Annotated in this window: 21 protein-coding genes and 2 tRNA genes; 11 read left to right on the top strand and 12 right to left on the bottom strand. The window is 36.5% G+C overall.

The annotated features are described in order from the left end of the window. Position 1: 1 nt before the first annotated feature. From BGO88_RS01125 to aroB, 4 genes are all read right to left on the bottom strand, one after another. Positions 2-973, bottom strand: a complete 972-nt coding sequence (locus tag BGO88_RS01125) for a deoxyhypusine synthase family protein (protein ID WP_056067448.1) — start codon at positions 971-973, stop codon at positions 2-4. A 124-nt stretch (positions 974-1,097) separates the two neighbouring features. Further along, positions 1,098-2,498 (bottom strand): type III PLP-dependent enzyme domain-containing protein, encoded by a 1,401-nt coding sequence (locus BGO88_RS01130; RefSeq protein WP_056067446.1) that lies wholly within the window; start codon positions 2,496-2,498, stop codon positions 1,098-1,100. 56 nt (positions 2,499-2,554) lie between these two features. After that, positions 2,555-2,734, bottom strand: coding sequence for a hypothetical protein (locus tag BGO88_RS01135; RefSeq protein WP_056067444.1), 180 nt, complete (start codon positions 2,732-2,734; stop codon positions 2,555-2,557). A 57-nt stretch (positions 2,735-2,791) separates the two neighbouring features. Next, complete coding sequence (gene aroB / locus BGO88_RS01140; RefSeq protein ID WP_286705653.1) at positions 2,792-3,859, bottom strand: 3-dehydroquinate synthase; 1,068 nt, start codon at positions 3,857-3,859, stop codon at positions 2,792-2,794. 146 nt (positions 3,860-4,005) lie between these two features. On the opposite strand from aroB, the gene BGO88_RS01145 reads away from it, so the two are divergent. Then, positions 4,006-5,175: a proline dehydrogenase family protein gene (locus BGO88_RS01145; RefSeq protein ID WP_286705654.1), complete on the top strand. Its 1,170-nt coding sequence runs from the start codon at positions 4,006-4,008 to the stop codon at positions 5,173-5,175. Between the two features lie 66 nt (positions 5,176-5,241). Here the strand turns inward: BGO88_RS01145 and BGO88_RS01150 are convergent. The 6 genes from BGO88_RS01150 to porX form a co-directional block, all read right to left on the bottom strand. After that, positions 5,242-5,315 (bottom strand) — tRNA-Val (locus tag BGO88_RS01150). A 43-nt stretch (positions 5,316-5,358) separates the two neighbouring features. Continuing rightward, positions 5,359-5,433 (bottom strand) — tRNA-Val (locus BGO88_RS01155). Positions 5,434-5,493: 60 nt separating this feature from the next. Beyond that, positions 5,494-5,880: a DUF4258 domain-containing protein gene (locus BGO88_RS01160; protein WP_101472516.1), complete on the bottom strand. Its 387-nt coding sequence runs from the start codon at positions 5,878-5,880 to the stop codon at positions 5,494-5,496. Positions 5,881-5,908: 28 nt separating this feature from the next. Then, the gene (locus BGO88_RS01165) at positions 5,909-7,102 is read right to left on the bottom strand and encodes an alanine dehydrogenase (RefSeq protein WP_286705655.1); all 1,194 of its coding nucleotides are present in this window, start codon (positions 7,100-7,102) and stop codon (positions 5,909-5,911) included. A gap of 122 nt (positions 7,103-7,224) precedes the next feature. Further along, complete coding sequence (gene tsaE / locus BGO88_RS01170) at positions 7,225-7,632, bottom strand: tRNA (adenosine(37)-N6)-threonylcarbamoyltransferase complex ATPase subunit type 1 TsaE (protein ID WP_101472518.1); 408 nt, start codon at positions 7,630-7,632, stop codon at positions 7,225-7,227. A 13-nt stretch (positions 7,633-7,645) separates the two neighbouring features. Then, positions 7,646-9,199 carry a T9SS response regulator signal transducer PorX gene (gene porX, locus BGO88_RS01175; protein WP_056073752.1) on the bottom strand — a complete coding sequence of 518 codons (1,554 nt, stop codon included), beginning with the start codon at positions 9,197-9,199 and terminating at the stop codon, positions 7,646-7,648. Between the two features lie 281 nt (positions 9,200-9,480). Here porX and BGO88_RS01180 point away from each other — a divergent pair, with 281 nt between their 5' ends. Further along, positions 9,481-9,732 carry a hypothetical protein gene (locus tag BGO88_RS01180; RefSeq protein ID WP_056073749.1) on the top strand — a complete coding sequence of 84 codons (252 nt, stop codon included), beginning with the start codon at positions 9,481-9,483 and terminating at the stop codon, positions 9,730-9,732. Positions 9,733-9,818: 86 nt separating this feature from the next. On the opposite strand, the gene BGO88_RS01185 is transcribed toward BGO88_RS01180, so the two are convergent. Next, positions 9,819-9,965 (bottom strand): hypothetical protein, encoded by a 147-nt coding sequence (locus BGO88_RS01185; RefSeq protein WP_286705656.1) that lies wholly within the window; start codon positions 9,963-9,965, stop codon positions 9,819-9,821. Positions 9,966-10,130: 165 nt separating this feature from the next. Continuing rightward, complete coding sequence (locus BGO88_RS01190) at positions 10,131-10,454, bottom strand: hypothetical protein (protein ID WP_286705657.1); 324 nt, start codon at positions 10,452-10,454, stop codon at positions 10,131-10,133. A gap of 170 nt (positions 10,455-10,624) precedes the next feature. Here BGO88_RS01190 and BGO88_RS01195 point away from each other — a divergent pair, with 170 nt between their 5' ends. The 9 genes from BGO88_RS01195 (at position 10,625) to BGO88_RS01235 (ending at position 18,632) form a co-directional block, all read left to right on the top strand. Continuing rightward, on the top strand, positions 10,625-11,863 hold the full coding sequence (locus tag BGO88_RS01195; RefSeq protein ID WP_286705658.1) for an HD domain-containing protein: 1,239 nt from the start codon (positions 10,625-10,627) through the stop codon (positions 11,861-11,863). Positions 11,864-11,893: 30 nt separating this feature from the next. Next, positions 11,894-12,937: a UDP-3-O-(3-hydroxymyristoyl)glucosamine N-acyltransferase gene (lpxD, locus tag BGO88_RS01200; protein ID WP_056073743.1), complete on the top strand. Its 1,044-nt coding sequence runs from the start codon at positions 11,894-11,896 to the stop codon at positions 12,935-12,937. Continuing rightward, positions 12,930-14,318 (top strand): bifunctional UDP-3-O-[3-hydroxymyristoyl] N-acetylglucosamine deacetylase/3-hydroxyacyl-ACP dehydratase, encoded by a 1,389-nt coding sequence (locus BGO88_RS01205; RefSeq protein WP_056073741.1) that lies wholly within the window; start codon positions 12,930-12,932, stop codon positions 14,316-14,318. The genes lpxD and BGO88_RS01205 overlap by 8 nt, the downstream gene beginning before the upstream one ends. A gap of 13 nt (positions 14,319-14,331) precedes the next feature. Then, on the top strand, positions 14,332-15,117 hold the full coding sequence (lpxA, locus tag BGO88_RS01210) for an acyl-ACP--UDP-N-acetylglucosamine O-acyltransferase (protein WP_056073739.1): 786 nt from the start codon (positions 14,332-14,334) through the stop codon (positions 15,115-15,117). A gap of 36 nt (positions 15,118-15,153) precedes the next feature. Continuing rightward, on the top strand, positions 15,154-15,720 hold the full coding sequence (efp, locus tag BGO88_RS01215) for an elongation factor P (RefSeq protein ID WP_056073737.1): 567 nt from the start codon (positions 15,154-15,156) through the stop codon (positions 15,718-15,720). An 81-nt stretch (positions 15,721-15,801) separates the two neighbouring features. Then, entirely contained in the window at positions 15,802-16,731 is a 930-nt protein-coding gene (locus BGO88_RS01220; protein ID WP_286705659.1) for a UDP-3-O-(3-hydroxymyristoyl)glucosamine N-acyltransferase, read from the top strand. A 2-nt stretch (positions 16,732-16,733) separates the two neighbouring features. Beyond that, entirely contained in the window at positions 16,734-17,096 is a 363-nt protein-coding gene (locus BGO88_RS01225; RefSeq protein ID WP_056073734.1) for a nuclear transport factor 2-like protein, read from the top strand. Positions 17,097-17,191: 95 nt separating this feature from the next. Further along, positions 17,192-18,064, top strand: coding sequence for a succinate--CoA ligase subunit alpha (gene sucD / locus BGO88_RS01230; RefSeq protein WP_056073732.1), 873 nt, complete (start codon positions 17,192-17,194; stop codon positions 18,062-18,064). Positions 18,065-18,146: 82 nt separating this feature from the next. Beyond that, positions 18,147-18,632, top strand: coding sequence for a DNA-deoxyinosine glycosylase (locus BGO88_RS01235; RefSeq protein ID WP_286705660.1), 486 nt, complete (start codon positions 18,147-18,149; stop codon positions 18,630-18,632). Positions 18,633-18,667 lie beyond the last annotated feature (35 nt).

Here is an 18,667-nt window from a genome sequence, read left to right on the forward strand (position 1 = left end):
ATTATAAGTCTAGTAGGTAAGCAAAAATTAATGGAGCTACGATGGTAGCATCCGACTCAATAACAAATTTTGGAGTGTTTATGTCTAGTTTACCCCAAGTGATTTTCTCATTTGGAACAGCTCCTGAATAGGAACCGTAGCTGGTAGTCGAATCTGAAATCTGACAGAAATAGCTCCAGAAAGGAACATCATGCATTTCCATATCCTGATATAGCATTGGTACAACACAGATAGGGAAGTCTCCGGCAATTCCTCCTCCAATTTGGAAGAATCCGACACCTTTGTCGCTGTTTTTTGTATACCAGTCAGCAAGGAAAGTCATGTATTCGATTCCTGACTTCATTGTAGAAGCTTTTAGTTCTCCTTTGATAACATAAGAAGCAAAAATATTACCCATTGTGCTGTCTTCCCAACCCGGTACAATGATAGGAAGGTTTTTTTCTGCAGCAGCATACATCCAGCTGTCTTTCAGGTCAATTTCGTAATATTCTTCCAATACTCCGGAAAGTAGCATCTTGTACATGAATTCATGCGGGAAATAACGTTCTCCGGCATCATCAGCATCTTTCCAGATTTTATAGATATGTTTTTGTAATCTTCTGAAAGCTTCGTGTTCAGGAATACATGTATCTGTAACACGGTTTAATCCTCTTTCTAATAAATCCCATTCTTGTTGTGGCGTCAAATCGCGATAATTTGGAACTCTTTCATAGTGAGAATGCGCAACAAGATTCATGATATCTTCTTCCAGATTCGCTCCTGTGCAGGAAATAATCTGAACTTTATCCTTTCGAATCATTTCGGCAAAAATCTTTCCGATTTCAGCCGTACTCATGGCGCCAGCCAAAGTCACCATCATTTTTGATCCGTTCTGTAACTGTTGTTCATAAGCTTTTGCAGCATCAACTACGGTGGCAGAATTGAAATGCAGATAGTACTTCTCAATAAATTGACTGATTGGTCCTTTACTCATTTTGTTGTTTGTTAGTTTCTTTTAATGTTTGTCCGACTGGCAATCCAAAATAATTTTGAAATGGGGTAAGTCGGGATGATTGTAAGCGGGAAAAACCCACTTTTAATTATTTTCCAAAAATAGATTATTTTTTCGCGTAACCTAATATTTTTAAAATATCTTCTGAACTTTGTTGCTCAGAAAAAACTTCTGTGGCTAAAATACCATTTTCATCCCTGTCAATCAAGATGTGTTTTGGCTGTGGAATCAAACAGTGGTGAATTCCGCCAAAGCCTCCAATGGTTTCCTGATAGGCGCCGGTATTAAAAAATCCAATATACAAAGGTTTTTCTTTATTGTATTTTGGCAGGTAAATCGCGTTCATGTTCTGCTCAGAGTTGTAATAATCATCGCTGTCACATGTCATTCCGCCCAATAAGACTCTTTCATATTGGTCATTCCATCGATTGACGGCCAACATAATAAAGCGTTTGTTGATTGCCCAGGTATCTGGTAGTGTAGTAATGAAAGACGAGTCAATCATATTCCACTTTTCTCTGTCGTTTTGCTGTTTTTGATACAATACCTGATAAATGGCACCGCCACTTTCTCCAACTGTAAAAGAGCCAAACTCAGTAAAGATATTCGGAACATCAACTTCAGCTTCGTCACACGCAATTTTAATCTGATTGATGATTTCGTCAATCATGTACTGATAGTCGTATTCAAAAGCAAGAGAGTTTTTGATAGGGAAACCACCGCCAATGTTCAGTCCGTCCAATGTTGGGCACTCTTTTTTAAGTGCGATATATACCTTAATACATTTTACAAGTTCGTTCCAGTAATAGGAGTTGTCATTAATACCGGTATTGATGAAAAAGTGAAGCATCTTCAGTTCCAGGTTTTTATTTTCCTGAATCTGTTTTTTATAGAAGTTCACAATATTTTTATATCCTATTCCTAATCGGGAAGTATAGAATTCGAATTTTGGCTCTTCCTCAGCAGCAATTCTGATTCCGATTTTGAATTTTCCTTTTATCTCAGCCTGAAGAAGGTCTAATTCTTCATAGTTGTCAATAATCGGAATGGCATTTTTATGGCCATTATTAATCAGTCGTGCAATGTTAGTAATGTATTGGTCTCTTTTGAAACCGTTACAAATAACATAAGTACTTTTGTTAATTTTACCGTTCTCAAGCAGGTTCTCAACAATATTAATATCAAAAGCAGAAGAAGTTTCGATATGGATGTTGTTTTTAAAAGCCTCGTTCATCACAAATTCAAAGTGAGAACTTTTTGTGCAATAGCAATAGTAATATTTTCCTTCGTATTTGTTTTTTTCCATCGCCTTTCTAAACCAGGCTTTAGCCCGGTTGATATTGTTGGAAATTTGTGGTAAATAGGTGAACTTTAAAGGTGTGCCATATTGCTCCACCAATTTCATCAGGTCGATATTGTGAAATTGAAGGTTGTCTTTGTTTAATTTAAACTCGTCTTGAGGGAAATAATAAGTTTGGTTGATTAGGTCAAAATATTTTGTATTCATTTATTTGTCAGTGTTTTAGATTAAAAATAAGAAAAAAATAATTTTTAATCTAAAGTTCAGACCCTAATATTTGCATAAATGATTGGGAGCTTTTCCTGATACATATTGGAGTATTGAAAAATATCAAAATTATGGATGCTCTTTACACCAAAAGAACCTTTCAGGAAATACTGAAAAGTTGCTTTGTTTTCGGCTCCCACGCTCGAAAAAGAATTGGCGTTTTGACTTTTTTTCATTGGGGCAAATGTAAAAAATATTATAACTGATATGCAATGATTTTTATTAAAAATATATTAAGAATTATATTCTAAAAACGCATCTATAATCAATTCGTTATCAGCTTTTTGTCCTGTGGATATACCGCCAATTCCATCAAGAAGTGCAAATTGGATTGTTCCGTATTCGTTTTTCTTGTCATGAATGAGCAAATCCAGTATGGGTTGGATGTCTTTTTCTTCAAAAACAATCCTTTCAAAAATATTATCAATTCCGTTTTTGATTTCTTCAAATTCCAGGTCGGAAATGAGATCTTTTCTCAGTGAAATATAACTCTCTAAAATCATTCCAGCAGCAATAGCCTCACCATGCAACAGTGATGTTTTGTTTTCATTTTCCAGAAAATAACTTTCAATGGCATGGCCTAAAGTATGTCCAAAATTCAAGGATTTTCGCAATCCGTTTTCTTTCGGATCCTGGGTTACGATAGTGTTTTTTATTTCAACTGATTGATAAATAAGAGTGTCTAAATCACCTGTATTTAAATTATTTAAGTCTAAAAATAATGACCAGTATTTTTTATCGAAGATTAGTCCGTGTTTCAGCATTTCAGCCAATCCGGAACGCATTTGGTTTTGAGGCAATGTTTCCAGATAGGTCGTGTCTATCAAAACCATTTTTGGTACGTTAATAACACCGATTTGATTTTTAAGGCTCCCGAGGTCGATTCCGTTTTTACCCCCAACTGAAGCATCGACCATAGCTAATAATGTAGTCGGAACATTTATAAAATCAATCCCTCTTTTAAATGTAGAAGCCACAAAGCCTCCCATGTCGGTTACAACGCCACCACCAACATTAATAACAAGACTTTTTCTGTCGGCACCCAAATCAGTCAGGACATTCCAAAGCTCAACACAGGTTTCTATATTTTTATTGATTTCTCCAGGCTCAAATTCGATGATTTCGATGTTTAAATCAGTTTCAAGATTAGGGAGAAATACAGGAAGGCAATATTCATTAGTATCACTGTCTGCAAAAATAAAAATAGAAGAATATTGATTTTCTGCCAAATGGCTGTTTAATGCTTCGTAGGCATTTTCATTAAAAAAGATAGAATATCCGTTGGCTTCAATTGGTTTCATCTGATGTTTTTGAGTGGCAATTCATGACGTATTCAGACAAGCGCCATAAAAATTGCTTATTTGTAATTTTAAAAGGCAAAATAAGGCAATTTTTAAGAAAAAATCACGAAGCTCTATTTATATTTGCAACATTATTAAACAAACGAATGGAAAAGATTTTCAACAATACACAAGTTGCTTTTGCACTAAAGAGTGATACTGAACTTGATAGGGCTTATTTTCTTTTTAAAATGATTGCCTCCGAGCCATTGGTTCGTATTGGTACGGCAGTCACAAATTTTGCCTTAAAGGCACATTTACCGGTTGAAGGCCTGATCCGGGCGACAGTCTTCGATCATTTCTGCGGAGGCGTTAACGAAGAAGATTGCCTTACAGTAGTAGATAAAATGTTTACAAAAGGTGTTTCGTCTGTTCTGGATTATTCGGTAGAAGGAAAAGAAGAAGAGGAGCAATTCGACCAGGCGCTCGAAATGACTTTGAAAACAATTGAATTTGCAAAAGAAAGACAGGCTATTCCGTTTGCGGTTTTTAAACCTACCGGATTGGGAAGATTTGAATTGTATGAAAAATTAGGAGAAGGAAAAGAGTTTTCAAAAGAAGAAGCAGAAGAATGGCAACGTGTTGTTAACCGATTTGATCTGGTTTGTAAAACCGCTCATGCGAAAGATGTTGCGCTTCTAATCGATGCTGAAGAAAGCTGGATGCAGGATGCGGCAGATGATTTGGTATTGGAAATGATGCGTAAATACAATAAAGAGAAAGCGATTGTTTTTAATACGTTGCAATTGTATCGTTGGGATAGGGTAGACTACCTGAAAAAAATCCATGAGATTGCCAAAGTTGAAGGATTTTATATCGGTATGAAGCTGGTTCGAGGCGCTTATATGGAAAAGGAAAATAAACGTGCTGAAGAAAAAGGTTATGTTTCTCCAATCTGTATTTCAAAAGAAGCGACCGATGTGAATTATGATACCGCTGTAATCTATATGGTTGAACATCTGGAAAAGATGGCCATTTTCGCAGGAACCCATAATGAAGACAGTTCTTATAAGCTGATGAAACTTATGGATGAGAATAATATCGAAAAAGGCGATACTAGAGTTTGGTTTGGGCAATTGTATGGAATGAGTGACAATATCAGTTATAACCTGGCATCGAATGGCTACAATGTTGCCAAGTACCTTCCTTTTGGCCCCGTGAGGGATGTTATGCCATATTTAATCCGCAGGGCTGAGGAAAATACCTCAGTAGCAGGACAAACCAGCAGGGAATTGAACCTTATTAAAGCGGAAAGAGATAGAAGAAAAGGGAAGTAGTTTCCTGAATATAAATAAAAAAGCCGGTTTCAAGAGAAACCGGCTTTTTTATTATTTAAAGATGTGTGGGTCATACTGGAATCGAACCAGTGACTTCTACCCTGTCAAGGTAGCACTCTGAACCGCTGAGTTAATGACCCAAATGTGTTGAAATAAAAAAAGCAAGCCTAAAGGCTTGCTTTGTGGGCGATGAGGGATTCGAACCCCCGACCCTCTGGGTGTAAACCAGATGCTCTGAACCAACTGAGCTAATCGCCCCAATTGCGAGTGCAAATATACACGAACTATTTGTATTTGCAAGTGTTTCGCCCGCTTTTTTTAATCTTTTTTTATTTCGTTCAGAAGAACCTTATCCGAATAATTAACCATGGAAACCGTAATTGGTTCGCCTTTAGTGTTTTTGCCTTTTATAAAATAAATTTTGCCTCCTTTAAATGGCTCATTACTTTTTGAAAAATCAACATCGCCATATTGCATGCAGTTCTTAACATCCTGTAATGTTACCCAATTTTCTTTTAAAGTGGCTTCAGATTCCGCACTGTAATGAAGCGGCTTTTTTCTTAAATCCTGAAGTACGCGACAGTTGGGTAAATAACAGAAACTTACATTTCTGGATTCGGCTTTGGCCTGAAGAAAATAAACGACTATTATGGTTCCTAGTAATAATCCTCCCAGATAATAGGCGAGGCGTTGTGAAAATTTCATTAGAATTGATTTTGGCGCAAAGATAAGATTAAAAAACAATTAAATTGATGTCGCTTCCCGGCAAATCAAACCAATCTGCAATGGTTTTATTAGTCAGTATGCCATGATAAAAGTAAACTCCGTTTTTGAGTCCTTTGTTGCATCGGATGGCACTTTCAATTCCACCATCTTCGGCAATCTGTAATAGGGAAGGAGTAATAATGTTACTGATGGAAAGTGATGCTGTTTTAGAATAACGTGAAGGGATGTTTGGTACGCAATAGTGAATTACATCATTCTTGATAAACGTAGGCTTTTCATGCGTGGTTACTTCCGAGGTTTCAAAGCAACCACCGGTATCAATACTGACATCTACAATTACAGCACCTTTTTTCATATGCTCAACCATAGTTTCTGAAACCACTACAGGGCATCGGTCTTTGCCCTTCATCGCACCTATAGCCACATCGCATCTTCGTAAGGCTTTCAGTAAAGATTTAGGCTGTATAGTTGAAGTAAAAATTCTTTGGTTCAGATTGTTCTGCAGTCTGCGTAGTTTTGTAATTGAGTTGTCAAAAACTTTTACACTGGCTCCAAGACCTATGGCGGTTCTGGCCGCAAATTCAGCTACAGTGCCCGCTCCTATAATGACAACCTCAGTAGGAGGTACGCCTGTTATGTTGCCAAAAAGAAGCCCTTTCCCGAATTGGTTATTAATCATTAATTCGGCAGCAATGAGTATAGAGCCGGTTCCTGCAATTTCACTTAATGATTTTACCGCAGGATAGGAGCCGTCATCATCTTTTATGAATTCAAAAGCAAGTGCCGTAATTTTTTTTCTGGCTAGAGCCTCAAAATATTCTTTTTTACGGGTTTTGATTTGTAATGCAGAAATAACAAGCGAATTGCTGTTCATCATTTCAATCTCCGGCAATGTCAATGGTTCGACCTTTAAGACCATTGGGCAGTTGAATACTTTTTTTGTATCCTGTGTGATTTCTGCACCGGCATTGCTGTATTCCTGGTCACTATAACTGGAACTTTCTCCGGCTCCGGCTTCTATCAAAATACGGTGCCCATGAGAGGTTAACGTATTCACTGCATCGGGAGTCAGGCAGATTCGGCGTTCCTGAAAAGAAGATTCTTTAGGGATTCCAATGAACAGGTCACTTTTTTTGCGTGCAACTTCCAGCTTTTCCTCCTGTGGAATCAACTGCTGCTTGGTGAAAGGTGTGAATGACATATTTCCTGCTGTGTATTAAAGGTCTAAGTTAAGAAAAAGTTATGAAGTCGCAAGAGTTCAGTACTATAAAAATTAACAACCCTGGCAGGGTTATAAACCCTGCCAGGGTCAGTTTTTAAAAATTATTTTAATGTCAGTTTTCTTTTTCCGTCCTTTTCAACTTTTATCGTAATAATCGAATGTTCGGAAGGGATAAGACTAGGAATTTTTTCAGCCCATTCAATAAAGCACCATTCTCCGGAATAAAGATATTCATCGACTCCCATATCATAAGCTTCACTTTCGTTATTCAAACGATAAACATCAAAATGATAGACAATTTCACCGCCATCAGTTTCATATTCATTAACTAAAGAAAATGTAGGACTTGAAGTCGCATTAGAAACTCCCAAAGCCTTGGAAAGTGCCTTAATCATAGTTGTTTTTCCGGCTCCCATGTCACCATGAAACAATATGACCTTATGTGGTTTTTGTACTAATATCTTTTGAGCAACCTGATTGATTTCATCAAGTGTAAATTGTATTTCCATAGATTCAAAAGGTCTATTTCGGGTTGAATACCAAAAACGGAATAATCATTTCTTCCAGTGATATACCACCGTGCTGATAGGTATTTCTGTAATAGCTGACATAGTGGTTATAATTGTTCACATAAGCCAGAAAATAATCATTTTTTGCAAAAATATAAGAACTGCTCATATTTATGGCAGGCAGTTGTATGCTTTTTGGATCTTTTATGGCAAAAACATCTTTTTCTTCATAGGTAAGGCTTCTTCCTGTTTTGTAACGAAGATTAAGGCTGGTATTTCTGTCACCAATTACTTTTGATGGGTTTTTTACGTTTATCGTACCGTGGTCCGTTGTCAGAATCAGACGGAATCCTAATTGCTGTGCCTGTTGTATGATTTCTAAAAGAGGCGAATTTTTAAACCAGCTCAAAGTAAGAGAGCGGTAGGCCTTGTCATTGGATGCCAGTTCTTTTACCACTTCCATTTCGGTTTTGGCATGCGAAAGCATATCCACGAAATTATAAACAACCGTAACCAGGTCGTTGTTTTTCAATGTCTTGAAATTGTCAACCAGTTTTTTTCCTCCTGCAAAATTGGTGATTTTGAAATAATCCTGTTTGATATTCATTCCGAGGCGTTTCAACTGTTCGGTAAGAAATTCAGCTTCGTATAAATTTTTTCCTCCGTCTTCTACATCATTCTTCCAGTATTGCGGGTACTTTTTCTCCATTTCTAAAGGCGTCAATCCTGAAAAAATAGCATTTCTGGCATATTGGGTTGCAGTAGGTAATATGGAGAAAAAAGGCGTTTCTTTTTCCAGTTTGTAATGGTTGGCAACCACACTTTCAAAGGCTTTCCATTGATCATAGCGCAGGTTGTCGATAACTACAAACAATATAGGGCGGTCTTTTTTCTTTAATTCCGGAAGAACCAATTCTTTAAAAAGCGTGTGAGATAAGGTAGGCCTGTCTGCATTTTGTTGGAACCAGTCTTCATAATTCCGTTCTATAAATTTTCCAAATTGGGAGTTGGCTTCTACTTTTTGGGATTCCAGGATTTCAAACATGCTCTGGTCGTCAATATTTTCAAGTTCCAGTTCCCAATACAGTAATTTTTGATACAGTTCTATCCAATCCTCATAAGAATTCACCATAGCCAGTTCCATAGAAATCTTTCTGAATTCTTTTTGGTAGTCAAGTGTGGTCTTTTCAGAAACAAGTCTTGTATTGTCAAGATTTTTTTTAAGGCTAAGAAGTATCTGATTTGGATTAACCGGTTTGATTAGATAATCTGCAATTTTGGAGCCAATGGCTTCTTCCATGATATATTCTTCCTCACTTTTTGTAATCATGATGATTGGGGTGGCGGTCTTTTTTTCTTTCATTTCAGAAAGTGTTTCCAGACCGCTCATTCCGGGCATGTTCTCATCAAGAAAAACAATATCAAAATTGCCTTCTTCGAAGATGTCTATTGCATCCCGACCATTATTGCAAGTGGTTACGTCATAGTTTTTTTTCTCAAGAAACAGAATGTGAGGTTTAAGCAGATCAATTTCATCATCAACCCAGAGTATCTTTATTTTGTCCATATTTTTCGGATAGGTTTATCGTAACAATTACATCGCAATTTAACACTTTTGTCTTTCGAATCTCTTAAAATTTATGTAAAAATAACCAACAAAAATACGTTATAATAAAGTTCAATTTTATGATTTTTATTCTCAAAAAATCTAAAAATAAAGGTATGGCTTTATTTTATTTAAAATAGATGTAAATTGTTGAAATATAAATATTTAATTTTTGTTTTAACTATTTTTTTAGTAAATTTACGATAGTTAAATGGCTTGTATAACTTAACACTTTTGCAATCATGGAAACGGACAGAAACAAAACAATTGAAGAATGGGATGGAGAATGGTTTGGCGGTAATCAAACGCTTGCCTACAACAACATGCAAAACCTAAAGTATCTTGAATCAGATGAATTCAACGAAAAAGCAAAGGTTATGTTTGAAAAATCTCTTGAAGAAGATCATGTTGATTACAGACCACATTCTTTTACGAGATCCTCATTGAGGACGCCTGAAGCCAGGGTAATAACGGAGAACACCCCTGACCGATAAGCATTGATGGACAAGTTCGAAATTTTTCGGACAAATTTATTTTAGTTAGCGAATATAAAAACAAAAGGCTCATTTCGAGCCTTTTGTTATTTGGTATAAGTACTGTCTATTCTAACAGCCTGTTTTTCCTGACTGGTATCACTTGAAGTGCCATCGTCGCAATTACTGCAACCTGCTATAAATGCTACCAATAGAAGCAATAATGATGTTATGAATTTTGTGTTAGTTTTCATAAGATTGTGTTTTTTGTTCAATCTCAAATATTCTAAAACAAAGGCGATTTCTTCTTATGTTTTTATTTTTTTTTGTTATACAATTCCACGGTTTTAAATATACCGGAAAATAAAAAGGTCTCCCGCACTACTAGGAGACCTTTTCTTCAATACTCTAAATAGAATCTACTTATTTCTTGGTTTTTTCACGGGCTGTACACCCTTGCTACTATCTTTTGTGACAGGAGATAGTTTGTCGGGATTCACTTTCGTGTTATTTTTTGATTGTTCCTTATCTGCTGCCTTTTTTTCAGTTTCAAGCTTTTCTTCCTCTTTCTTTTTATCAGCATCAATTCGGGCAGCCCTTTCCATTTGAGTTTGAGTAGGACGGGGAGGCTCCTGCTGTATTCTGTCTTGTATATCAGCCTGAGGGTTGTCGTCTTTATCAATTTGGGCAGAACCAAAACCGATGCCGGCAAAAAAAGCAATGGCTATAAATATCTTTTTCATAATTTCTTTTTTAGCTTTTTCGATACTTAAAGTTACGGCTTAAAAACTACCTGCTGAAGTTTGAAATCCTAATTAACTGCAATTTAACGGCATATATTAAATAGTGTTAATTATACTTTTTAGTTAAAAAACGGCTAACTTGCTTATATTTGTACTCCAATTTAACAACAGTGAGCTATACGAACAAACTGAAAATATTTAATGATCCTATTTATGGGTTTATTACGATTCCGGATACGCTTTTATATGATTTAATCCAACATCCTTATTTTCAGAGGCTTCGTAGGATTTCACAGATGGGATTATCATACCTGGTATATCCCGGTGCGCACCACACCCGATTCCATCATGCCTTAGGCTGTATGCACATTATGCAAAAGGCTGTTGAAGTATTGCGGTATAAAGGCGTTATTATTTCAAATGAGGAAGAAAAAGCATTATACATTGCGATTTTATTGCATGATATAGGACATGGTCCGTTTTCGCATGCTATGGAACACAGTATAGTAGAAAATGTAAATCATGAAGCAATTTCATTATTATTCATGAAAAGGCTTAATGAAGAGTTTGATGGACAGCTTACTTTGGCAATACGGGTTTTCAAAGGTGAATACCATAGAAAGTTTATGCTACAGCTTATTTCGAGTCAGCTGGACATGGACAGGATGGATTACCTTAGAAGAGACAGTTTTTACTCGGGTGTTGCAGAAGGAAATATCAATTCGGACCGATTAATTCAGATGATGAATGTGGTTGATGATGTTTTGGTCATTGAAGAAAAAGGAATCTACTCTGTCGAAAAATTCCTGATGGCAAGAAGGCTAATGTACTGGCAGGCTTATCTTCATAAAACGAGCCTGGTAGCAGAAAATATGCTGGTTAGAGTACTCAAAAGAGCAAAGGAATTATCACAAAAAGGAATCGTATTGCCGTGTAGCGAACCGTTATTGTATTTTATGCAGCATAAGGTTGAATTAAATGATTTTGACGATGCTGTTCTTGAAAGATTTTCACAATTGGATGACACCGATATTATTGCGGCTTTAAAAGCATGGCAAAATCATAATGATTTTATATTGAGTAATTTAAGTAAAATGATTGTGAATCGGGATTTGCTGAAAATTAAGCTCAGTAGCGAAAAATATACACCTGAAGACGTGGAAGACCTAAAATCAAAGTTGACTAATTTTTACAGGATTTCACAACAGGAAGCTTCCTATTTTATATTCAAAGGAAAAATTAAAAACCAGGCCTATAATAAGGATGTTGAACCTATCAAAATATTAAAAAAGGATAGGACAATTGAAGATGTTGTTGAAGCTTCGGATCAGCTCAATCTCAAGGCACTTTCAAAGCCTGTAACCAAATATTTTATTTGTTTCCCAAAAGTACTTGCGGAAAATTCATAAATAAAATCAAATTTTTATATTTTTGTCAAGATGAAATTCACAGCAGAACAAATAGCAGGTATTTTAGACGGTGAAGTAGTAGGGAATCCCCATGCGGAAGTTTATAAATTGTCAAAAATAGAAGAAGGTTCCGAAGGATCCCTGACATTTTTGGCAAACCCTAAATACCTTAATTATATTTATACCACTCAGGCAACGATTACGATTGTAAATACTACATTTACTCCGGAATCTGAAATTACTACCACACTTATTAAGGTAGAAGATGCCTATAAATCCTTTTCCAAATTATTAGAATATTACAATCAGGTTAAACTGATGAAGTCTGGCATAGAACAGCCTTCTGTAATTTCTGAAAACGTGACCTATGGTGATAACCTCTATTTGGGAAGTTTTTGCTATATTGGCAAAAATGTCAAAATAGGAGAGAACGTTAAGATATATCCTAATAGTTTTGTAGGAGATAATGTAACTATTGGTGATAATACTATCCTTTTTGCAGGTGTGCGTATCTATTCAGAAACAGAAATAGGAAGAGGATGCACCATCCACTCGGGAGCTATTATAGGTTCTGACGGTTTTGGTTTTGTGCCAAATGAAGAAGGTGTTTACAGTAAGGTACCACAAATAGGAAATGTTATTATTGAAGATAATGTAGATATTGGCTCATGCACTACCATTGACAGGGCTACATTAGGTTCTACTATAATCAAAAAAGGCGTTAAGCTCGATAACCAGATTCAGATTGCTCACAACGTAGTAATTGGAGAAAATACGGTTATAGCTTCACAAACGGGTGTTGCCGGTTCTACCAAAATAGGCAGTAATTGCATTATTGGCGGACAAGTAGGCATAGTAGGTCATATTACTATTGGTAATGGTGTCCGTATTCAGGCGCAGTCCGGAGTGGGTAAAAACCTTGCTGACGGAGAAACAGTTCAGGGTAGTCCTGCATTAGGCTATTCTGATTTTAATAAATCGTATGTTCATTTCAAGAACCTGCCAAAGATAGTATCAGATATTGAAGCCTTAAAAAAACAAGTAACAAACGAAAATAGCATAAACAATGGTTAAACAGAAGACCATAAAGAATGAAATCTCACTAACAGGCGTGGGATTGCATACTGGTAAAGAAGTAAAAATGACTTTCAAGCCTGCTCCTATAAACAATGGCTTTACATTTGTAAGGGTAGATTTAGAAGGCCAGCCTATTATTGAAGCAGATGCCAATTATGTAGTAAACACACAACGTGGCACCAACTTAGAGAAAAAAGGAGTAAAAATTCAAACTTCTGAACACGTATTGGCAGCATTCATTGGTTGCGATATCGATAACGTTATTATTGAATTGGATGCTTCGGAACCGCCTATTATGGATGGCTCCTCAAAGTTTTTTGTTGAGGCGATTGAAAAAGCCGGAATTGAAGAACAGGATGCCGAGCGTAAAGTATATGTAGTAAAAGAAGTTATTTCTTATACTGATGAGGCTACCGGAAGCGAAATTTTGGTAATGCCATCTGACGATTATCAGGTAACCACTATGGTCGATTTTGGTACAAAAGTTTTGGGTACTCAAAACGCTACCATGAAAAGCATTGCTGATTTCAAGACAGAAATTGCAGATGCAAGAACCTTCAGCTTCCTTCACGAATTGGAAGCATTGCTGGAAAACGGATTGATAAAAGGAGGCGACCTAAACAATGCTATTGTTTATGTTGACAAGGAAATTTCTGATAGCACTATGGAAAACCTAAAGGTAGCTTTTGGAAAAGATAAGATTTCTGTAAAACCAAACGGAGTTTTAGACAACCTGACTTTACACTATCCAAACGAAGCAGCCCGTCACAAATTACTTGATGTTGTTGGTGACCTGGCCTTAATCGGAATGAAGATTAAAGGAAAAGTTATAGCAAATAAACCAGGACATTTTGTGAATACGCAATTCGCTAAAAAAATGTCCAAAATCATCAAAATAGAACAAAGAAATCAGGTACCTGTTTATGATTTAAATCAGGAACCTTTAATGGATATCCATAAAATTATGAGCATTTTGCCTCATAGACCACCTTTCCTGTTTATTGACAGAATTATAGAAATGTCAGATACACATGTTGTTGGATTAAAGAATGTGACTATGAATGAAAGTTTCTTCGTAGGCCACTTTCCAGGAGCACCGGTAATGCCAGGCGTTATCATTGTAGAAGCCATGGCACAGACGGGAGGAATCCTTATTTTGAGCTCTGTACCGGATCCTGAAAATTACCTGACTTATTTTATGAAAATCGACAATGTAAAATTCAAACAAAAGGTATTGCCGGGAGACAGCCTGATTTTCAAATGTGATTTGATGTCTCCAATCAGAAGGGGAATTTGCCAGATGCAGGCCAGTGCTTATGCTAACGGAAGATTAGTAGCAGAAGCGGAGCTGATGGCGCAAATTTCAAAAACTAACTAATCAAAAAAGATTTATGAATCAACCTTTAGCATACGTTCATCCTGGTGCAAAAATCGCTAAAAATGTTGTAATAGAGCCATTCACAACAATTCATAATAATGTTGTTATTGGTGATGGAACCTGGATAGGTTCTAATGTTACAATTATGGAAGGTGCAAGAATAGGGAAGAACTGCAATATTTTTCCGGGTGCTGTAATTTCAGCAGTTCCGCAAGACCTTAAATTTGGAGGAGAAGATTCTTTGGCAATTATTGGAGATAATTCAACAATCAGAGAATGTGTTACCATCAACAGAGGCACAATTGCTTCCGGTCAGACCGTTATAGGCAAGAATTGCCTGGTTATGGCAACTGCGCATATTGCCCACGACTGTCATATTGGCGACAATGCAATTATAGTTAATGGTGTTGCCTTAGCAGGTCACGTAACTGTAGGTAACTACGCCATCATAGGAGGTTTAGCAGCCGTTCACCAGTTCATCAGCATTGGAGATCATGCTATGATTTCCGGAGGATCTCTGGTAAGAAAAGATGTTCCTCCTTATACAAAAGCAGCAAAAGAACCGCTTTCTTATGTAGGAATTAATTCTGTGGGATTGAGGAGAAGAGGCTTTTCTACTGAAAAAATCAGAGAAATTCAGGAAATCTACCGAATCTTATACCAGAAAAATTACAACACGACTCAGGCTTTAAGTATAATTGAAGCAGAAATGGAAGCAACTCCGGAAAGAGACGAAATTATCCTTTTCATCAGAAACTCATCAAGAGGAGTAATGAAAGGATATACAGGAATTTATTAATAATTAAAGCAAAATAAAAAACGAAATAACAAACAAATGGCAAGTACTGCAGACATTAGAAACGGATTGTGTATTAAATTCAACCACGATATTTATAAAATTGTAGAGTTCCTTCACGTAAAACCTGGAAAAGGTCCGGCTTTCGTTAGAACTAAACTAAAAAGCTTAACTTCAGGAAAAGTTTTGGACAACACTTTTTCTGCAGGTCATAAAATTGATGTAATCCGTGTTGAAACACACACTTTCCAATTCTTATATGCTGAAGGAAATGAGTATCACTTCATGAATGCTGAAACCTTTGAGCAAATTTCATTAAACAAAGATGTGCTTGATGCACCGGAATTACTAAAAGAGGGAACAAATGTAATGATCCAGATCAATACAGAAACGGATTTGCCTCTTTCTGTAGACATGCCGGCTTCTATAATTTTAGAAGTTACTTATGCAGAACCTGGAGTAAAAGGTAACACGGCTACAAACGCAACAAAGCCGGCAACCGTAGAAACCGGAGCTACTGTAAACGTTCCTTTGTTTATCAATGAAGGTGACAAAATCAAAATTGATACCGCTACAGGAGCTTACATGGAGCGTGTAAAAGAATAATTAAATTAGTAAATTTGAAAATGAGATAGCTTTTAGTTATCTCATTTTCTTATTAGCTCAATTTCAAATCATACGACCAATATGAAATTTCCTAAAACACATACTTTAAAAGAAGTTGCTGACATTATTGACAGCAAATATATTGGCGATCCAAATTTTCCGGTTTACGGAATGAATGAAATTCATGTCGTAGAGCCAGGAGATATTGTCTTTGTCGACCATCCAAAATATTATGACAAAGCGTTACAATCAGCAGCTACAATTATTCTGATTAATAAAGAAGTAGAATGTCCGGAAGGAAAAGCATTGCTTATTTCAGACGATCCGTTTCGGGATTTTAATAAACTGACAAGACATTTCAGACCTTTTAGAGCTACTGAAACTGCGATTTCGCTTAGCGCAGAAATTGGTGAAGGAACCTATATCCAGCCCAATTGTTTTATTGGTAATCATGTCAGAATAGGGAAAAATTGTATCATTCATTCGAATGTCTCTATATATGACCATACGGTTATTGGAGATAACGTAATAATTCATGCCGGAGCTATTTTAGGAGCAGATGCTTTTTACTATAAAAAGCGCCCTGAAGGTTTTGACCAGCTTATTTCTGGTGGAAGAGTTGTTATTGAAGACAATGTGGGAATAGGTGCCTTATGTACTATCGACCGTGGGGTAACTGGTGATACCACTATTGGTGAAGGAACAAAACTGGACAATCAGGTTCATGTTGGACACGATACGGTAATCGGAAAAAAATGCCTTATCGCTGCACAGACCGGAATCGCAGGTTGTGTAAAAATCATGGACGAAGTAACCATTTGGGGACAAGTAGGTGTCATTAGCAGTATCACAATTGGTGAAAGGGCTGTTGTTATGGCGCAATCCGGTATTACAAAATCAATCGAAGGCGATAAAACCTATTTTGGTACTCCGGCCGACGAAGCCCGTGAAAAATTAAAACAATATGCCAACGTAAAGAAAATTCCGGAAATCCTTAATAAACTGAAATAAGAATGACACCAAAAGAAATCGTACAGAATTTTTACAAGTCAGATGCACTTCTTGACCAAAAAATAATGGAATCTTCATTGCATCCTGAAGTTGTTTTAGACTGGAATAGTTCAAAAGGATTTTTGCAGATGAACAGGACTGAAATATTAGCCTTGTCTGCTGAACTTCAGGTTGCCTATACACGATCAAAAATTCGCATCAGCCATATTCTGGAAGAAGAAAATTTGGTTTCTGTAAGATATTCACACTATGTAAAAACATTTGAAAACCCAAGAGAAGAGATGCTTTTGGCCCATTTTATGGTAATCTGGGAAATAAAAGACGGCAAACTTTACAGGGGATTTCAAATGAGCCAACTGTCCTGATTTCTTAAATATTTAAGCATAAAAAACTTTCCTATTAGGCATCAAAACCTTACTTTTGCAACACCATTCAAAAAAATAAATTTAAAAAATATATTATGAGCGTTTTAGTCAATAAAGATTCTAAAATAATTGTTCAAGGTTTTACAGGAAGCGAAGGAACTTTTCACGCTTCTCAAATGATTGAATACGGAACAAATGTTGTAGGTGGTGTAACTCCGGGTAAAGGAGGAACAACTCACTTAGACCGTCCGGTTTTCAACACTGTTAAAGATGCTGTTGATCAGGCTGGAGCAGATACTACAATCATTTTCGTACCGCCAGCTTTTGCGGCTGACGCAATTATGGAAGCTGCAGATGCAGGAATCAAAGTCATTATCACAATTACTGAAGGAATTCCGGTTGCTGATATGGTTAAGGCTTACGCTTATATTCAAAATAAAGATTGTCGCCTTGTAGGTCCAAACTGTCCGGGTGTAATTACTCCGGAAGAAGCTAAAGTTGGTATCATGCCAGGTTTCGTTTTCAAAAAAGGAAAAGTAGGTATCGTTTCCAAATCAGGAACACTTACTTATGAAGCAGCAGATCAGGTGGTAAAACAAGGTATGGGAATCACTACGGCTATCGGTATTGGAGGAGACCCAATCATTGGAACTACTACAAAAGAAGCTGTTGAATTGTTGATGAACGATCCTGAAACAGAATGTATCATCATGATTGGTGAAATCGGTGGGCAATTAGAAGCCGATGCTGCTAAATGGATTAAAGCTGACGGGAACAGAAAACCGGTTATCGGATTCATCGCTGGTGAAACTGCTCCAAAAGGAAGAACAATGGGGCACGCTGGTGCAATTGTAGGTGGAGCTGACGATACAGCTGAAGCTAAAAAACGCATCATGAGAGAAAATGGTATCCACGTTGTTGATTCTCCTGCTGAAATCGGTAAAAAAGTAAAAGAAGTTATGGGTTAATCTCCATACAATTGATACAAAAAAAGCCTTGCATATTGCGAGGCTTTTTTATTTAATGACGATTTTTTTATAATTTTAAAGAATGAAACAAGCCTTTCCGCCATTAGTTAATCAAAACTCCAAAATCCTTATTTTAGGAACTATGCCCGGAGAAAAATCGCTGGAATTACAGGAATATTACGGTAATAAAGGGAACAGTTTCTGGAAGCTACTTTTCACGCTATTTAACCGGCCCTTGCCAAAAGATTATATAGAAAAGAAACAGTTATTAGAAGAGAACAATATTGCACTTTGGGATGTTCTGGCCTATTGTGAAAGAACAGGAAGTCTGGACAGCAATATAAAGAATGAAAAAGCCAATGATTTTGAAAGCTTTTACAAGCAATATCCCAATATTAAACATGTCTTTTTTTCGAGTAAAAATGCATCCAATTTCTATGATAAATATGTAGGTCGGAAAAAAGATTTGCAGTATTCCATTTTACCATCACCAAGTGGTGCCAATGCTTCTAAAAGTTTTTTACAAAAACTGGAAGAATGGGAAGCTATTTTGGAAGCACTGAAATAATTTTAGTAAATTAGATTCCTTAGAATTATCCTTAA

The sequence above is a fragment of the Flavobacterium sp. 38-13 genome, from assembly GCF_001899155.1.
GTDB lineage: Bacteria > Bacteroidota > Bacteroidia > Flavobacteriales > Flavobacteriaceae > Flavobacterium > Flavobacterium lindanitolerans.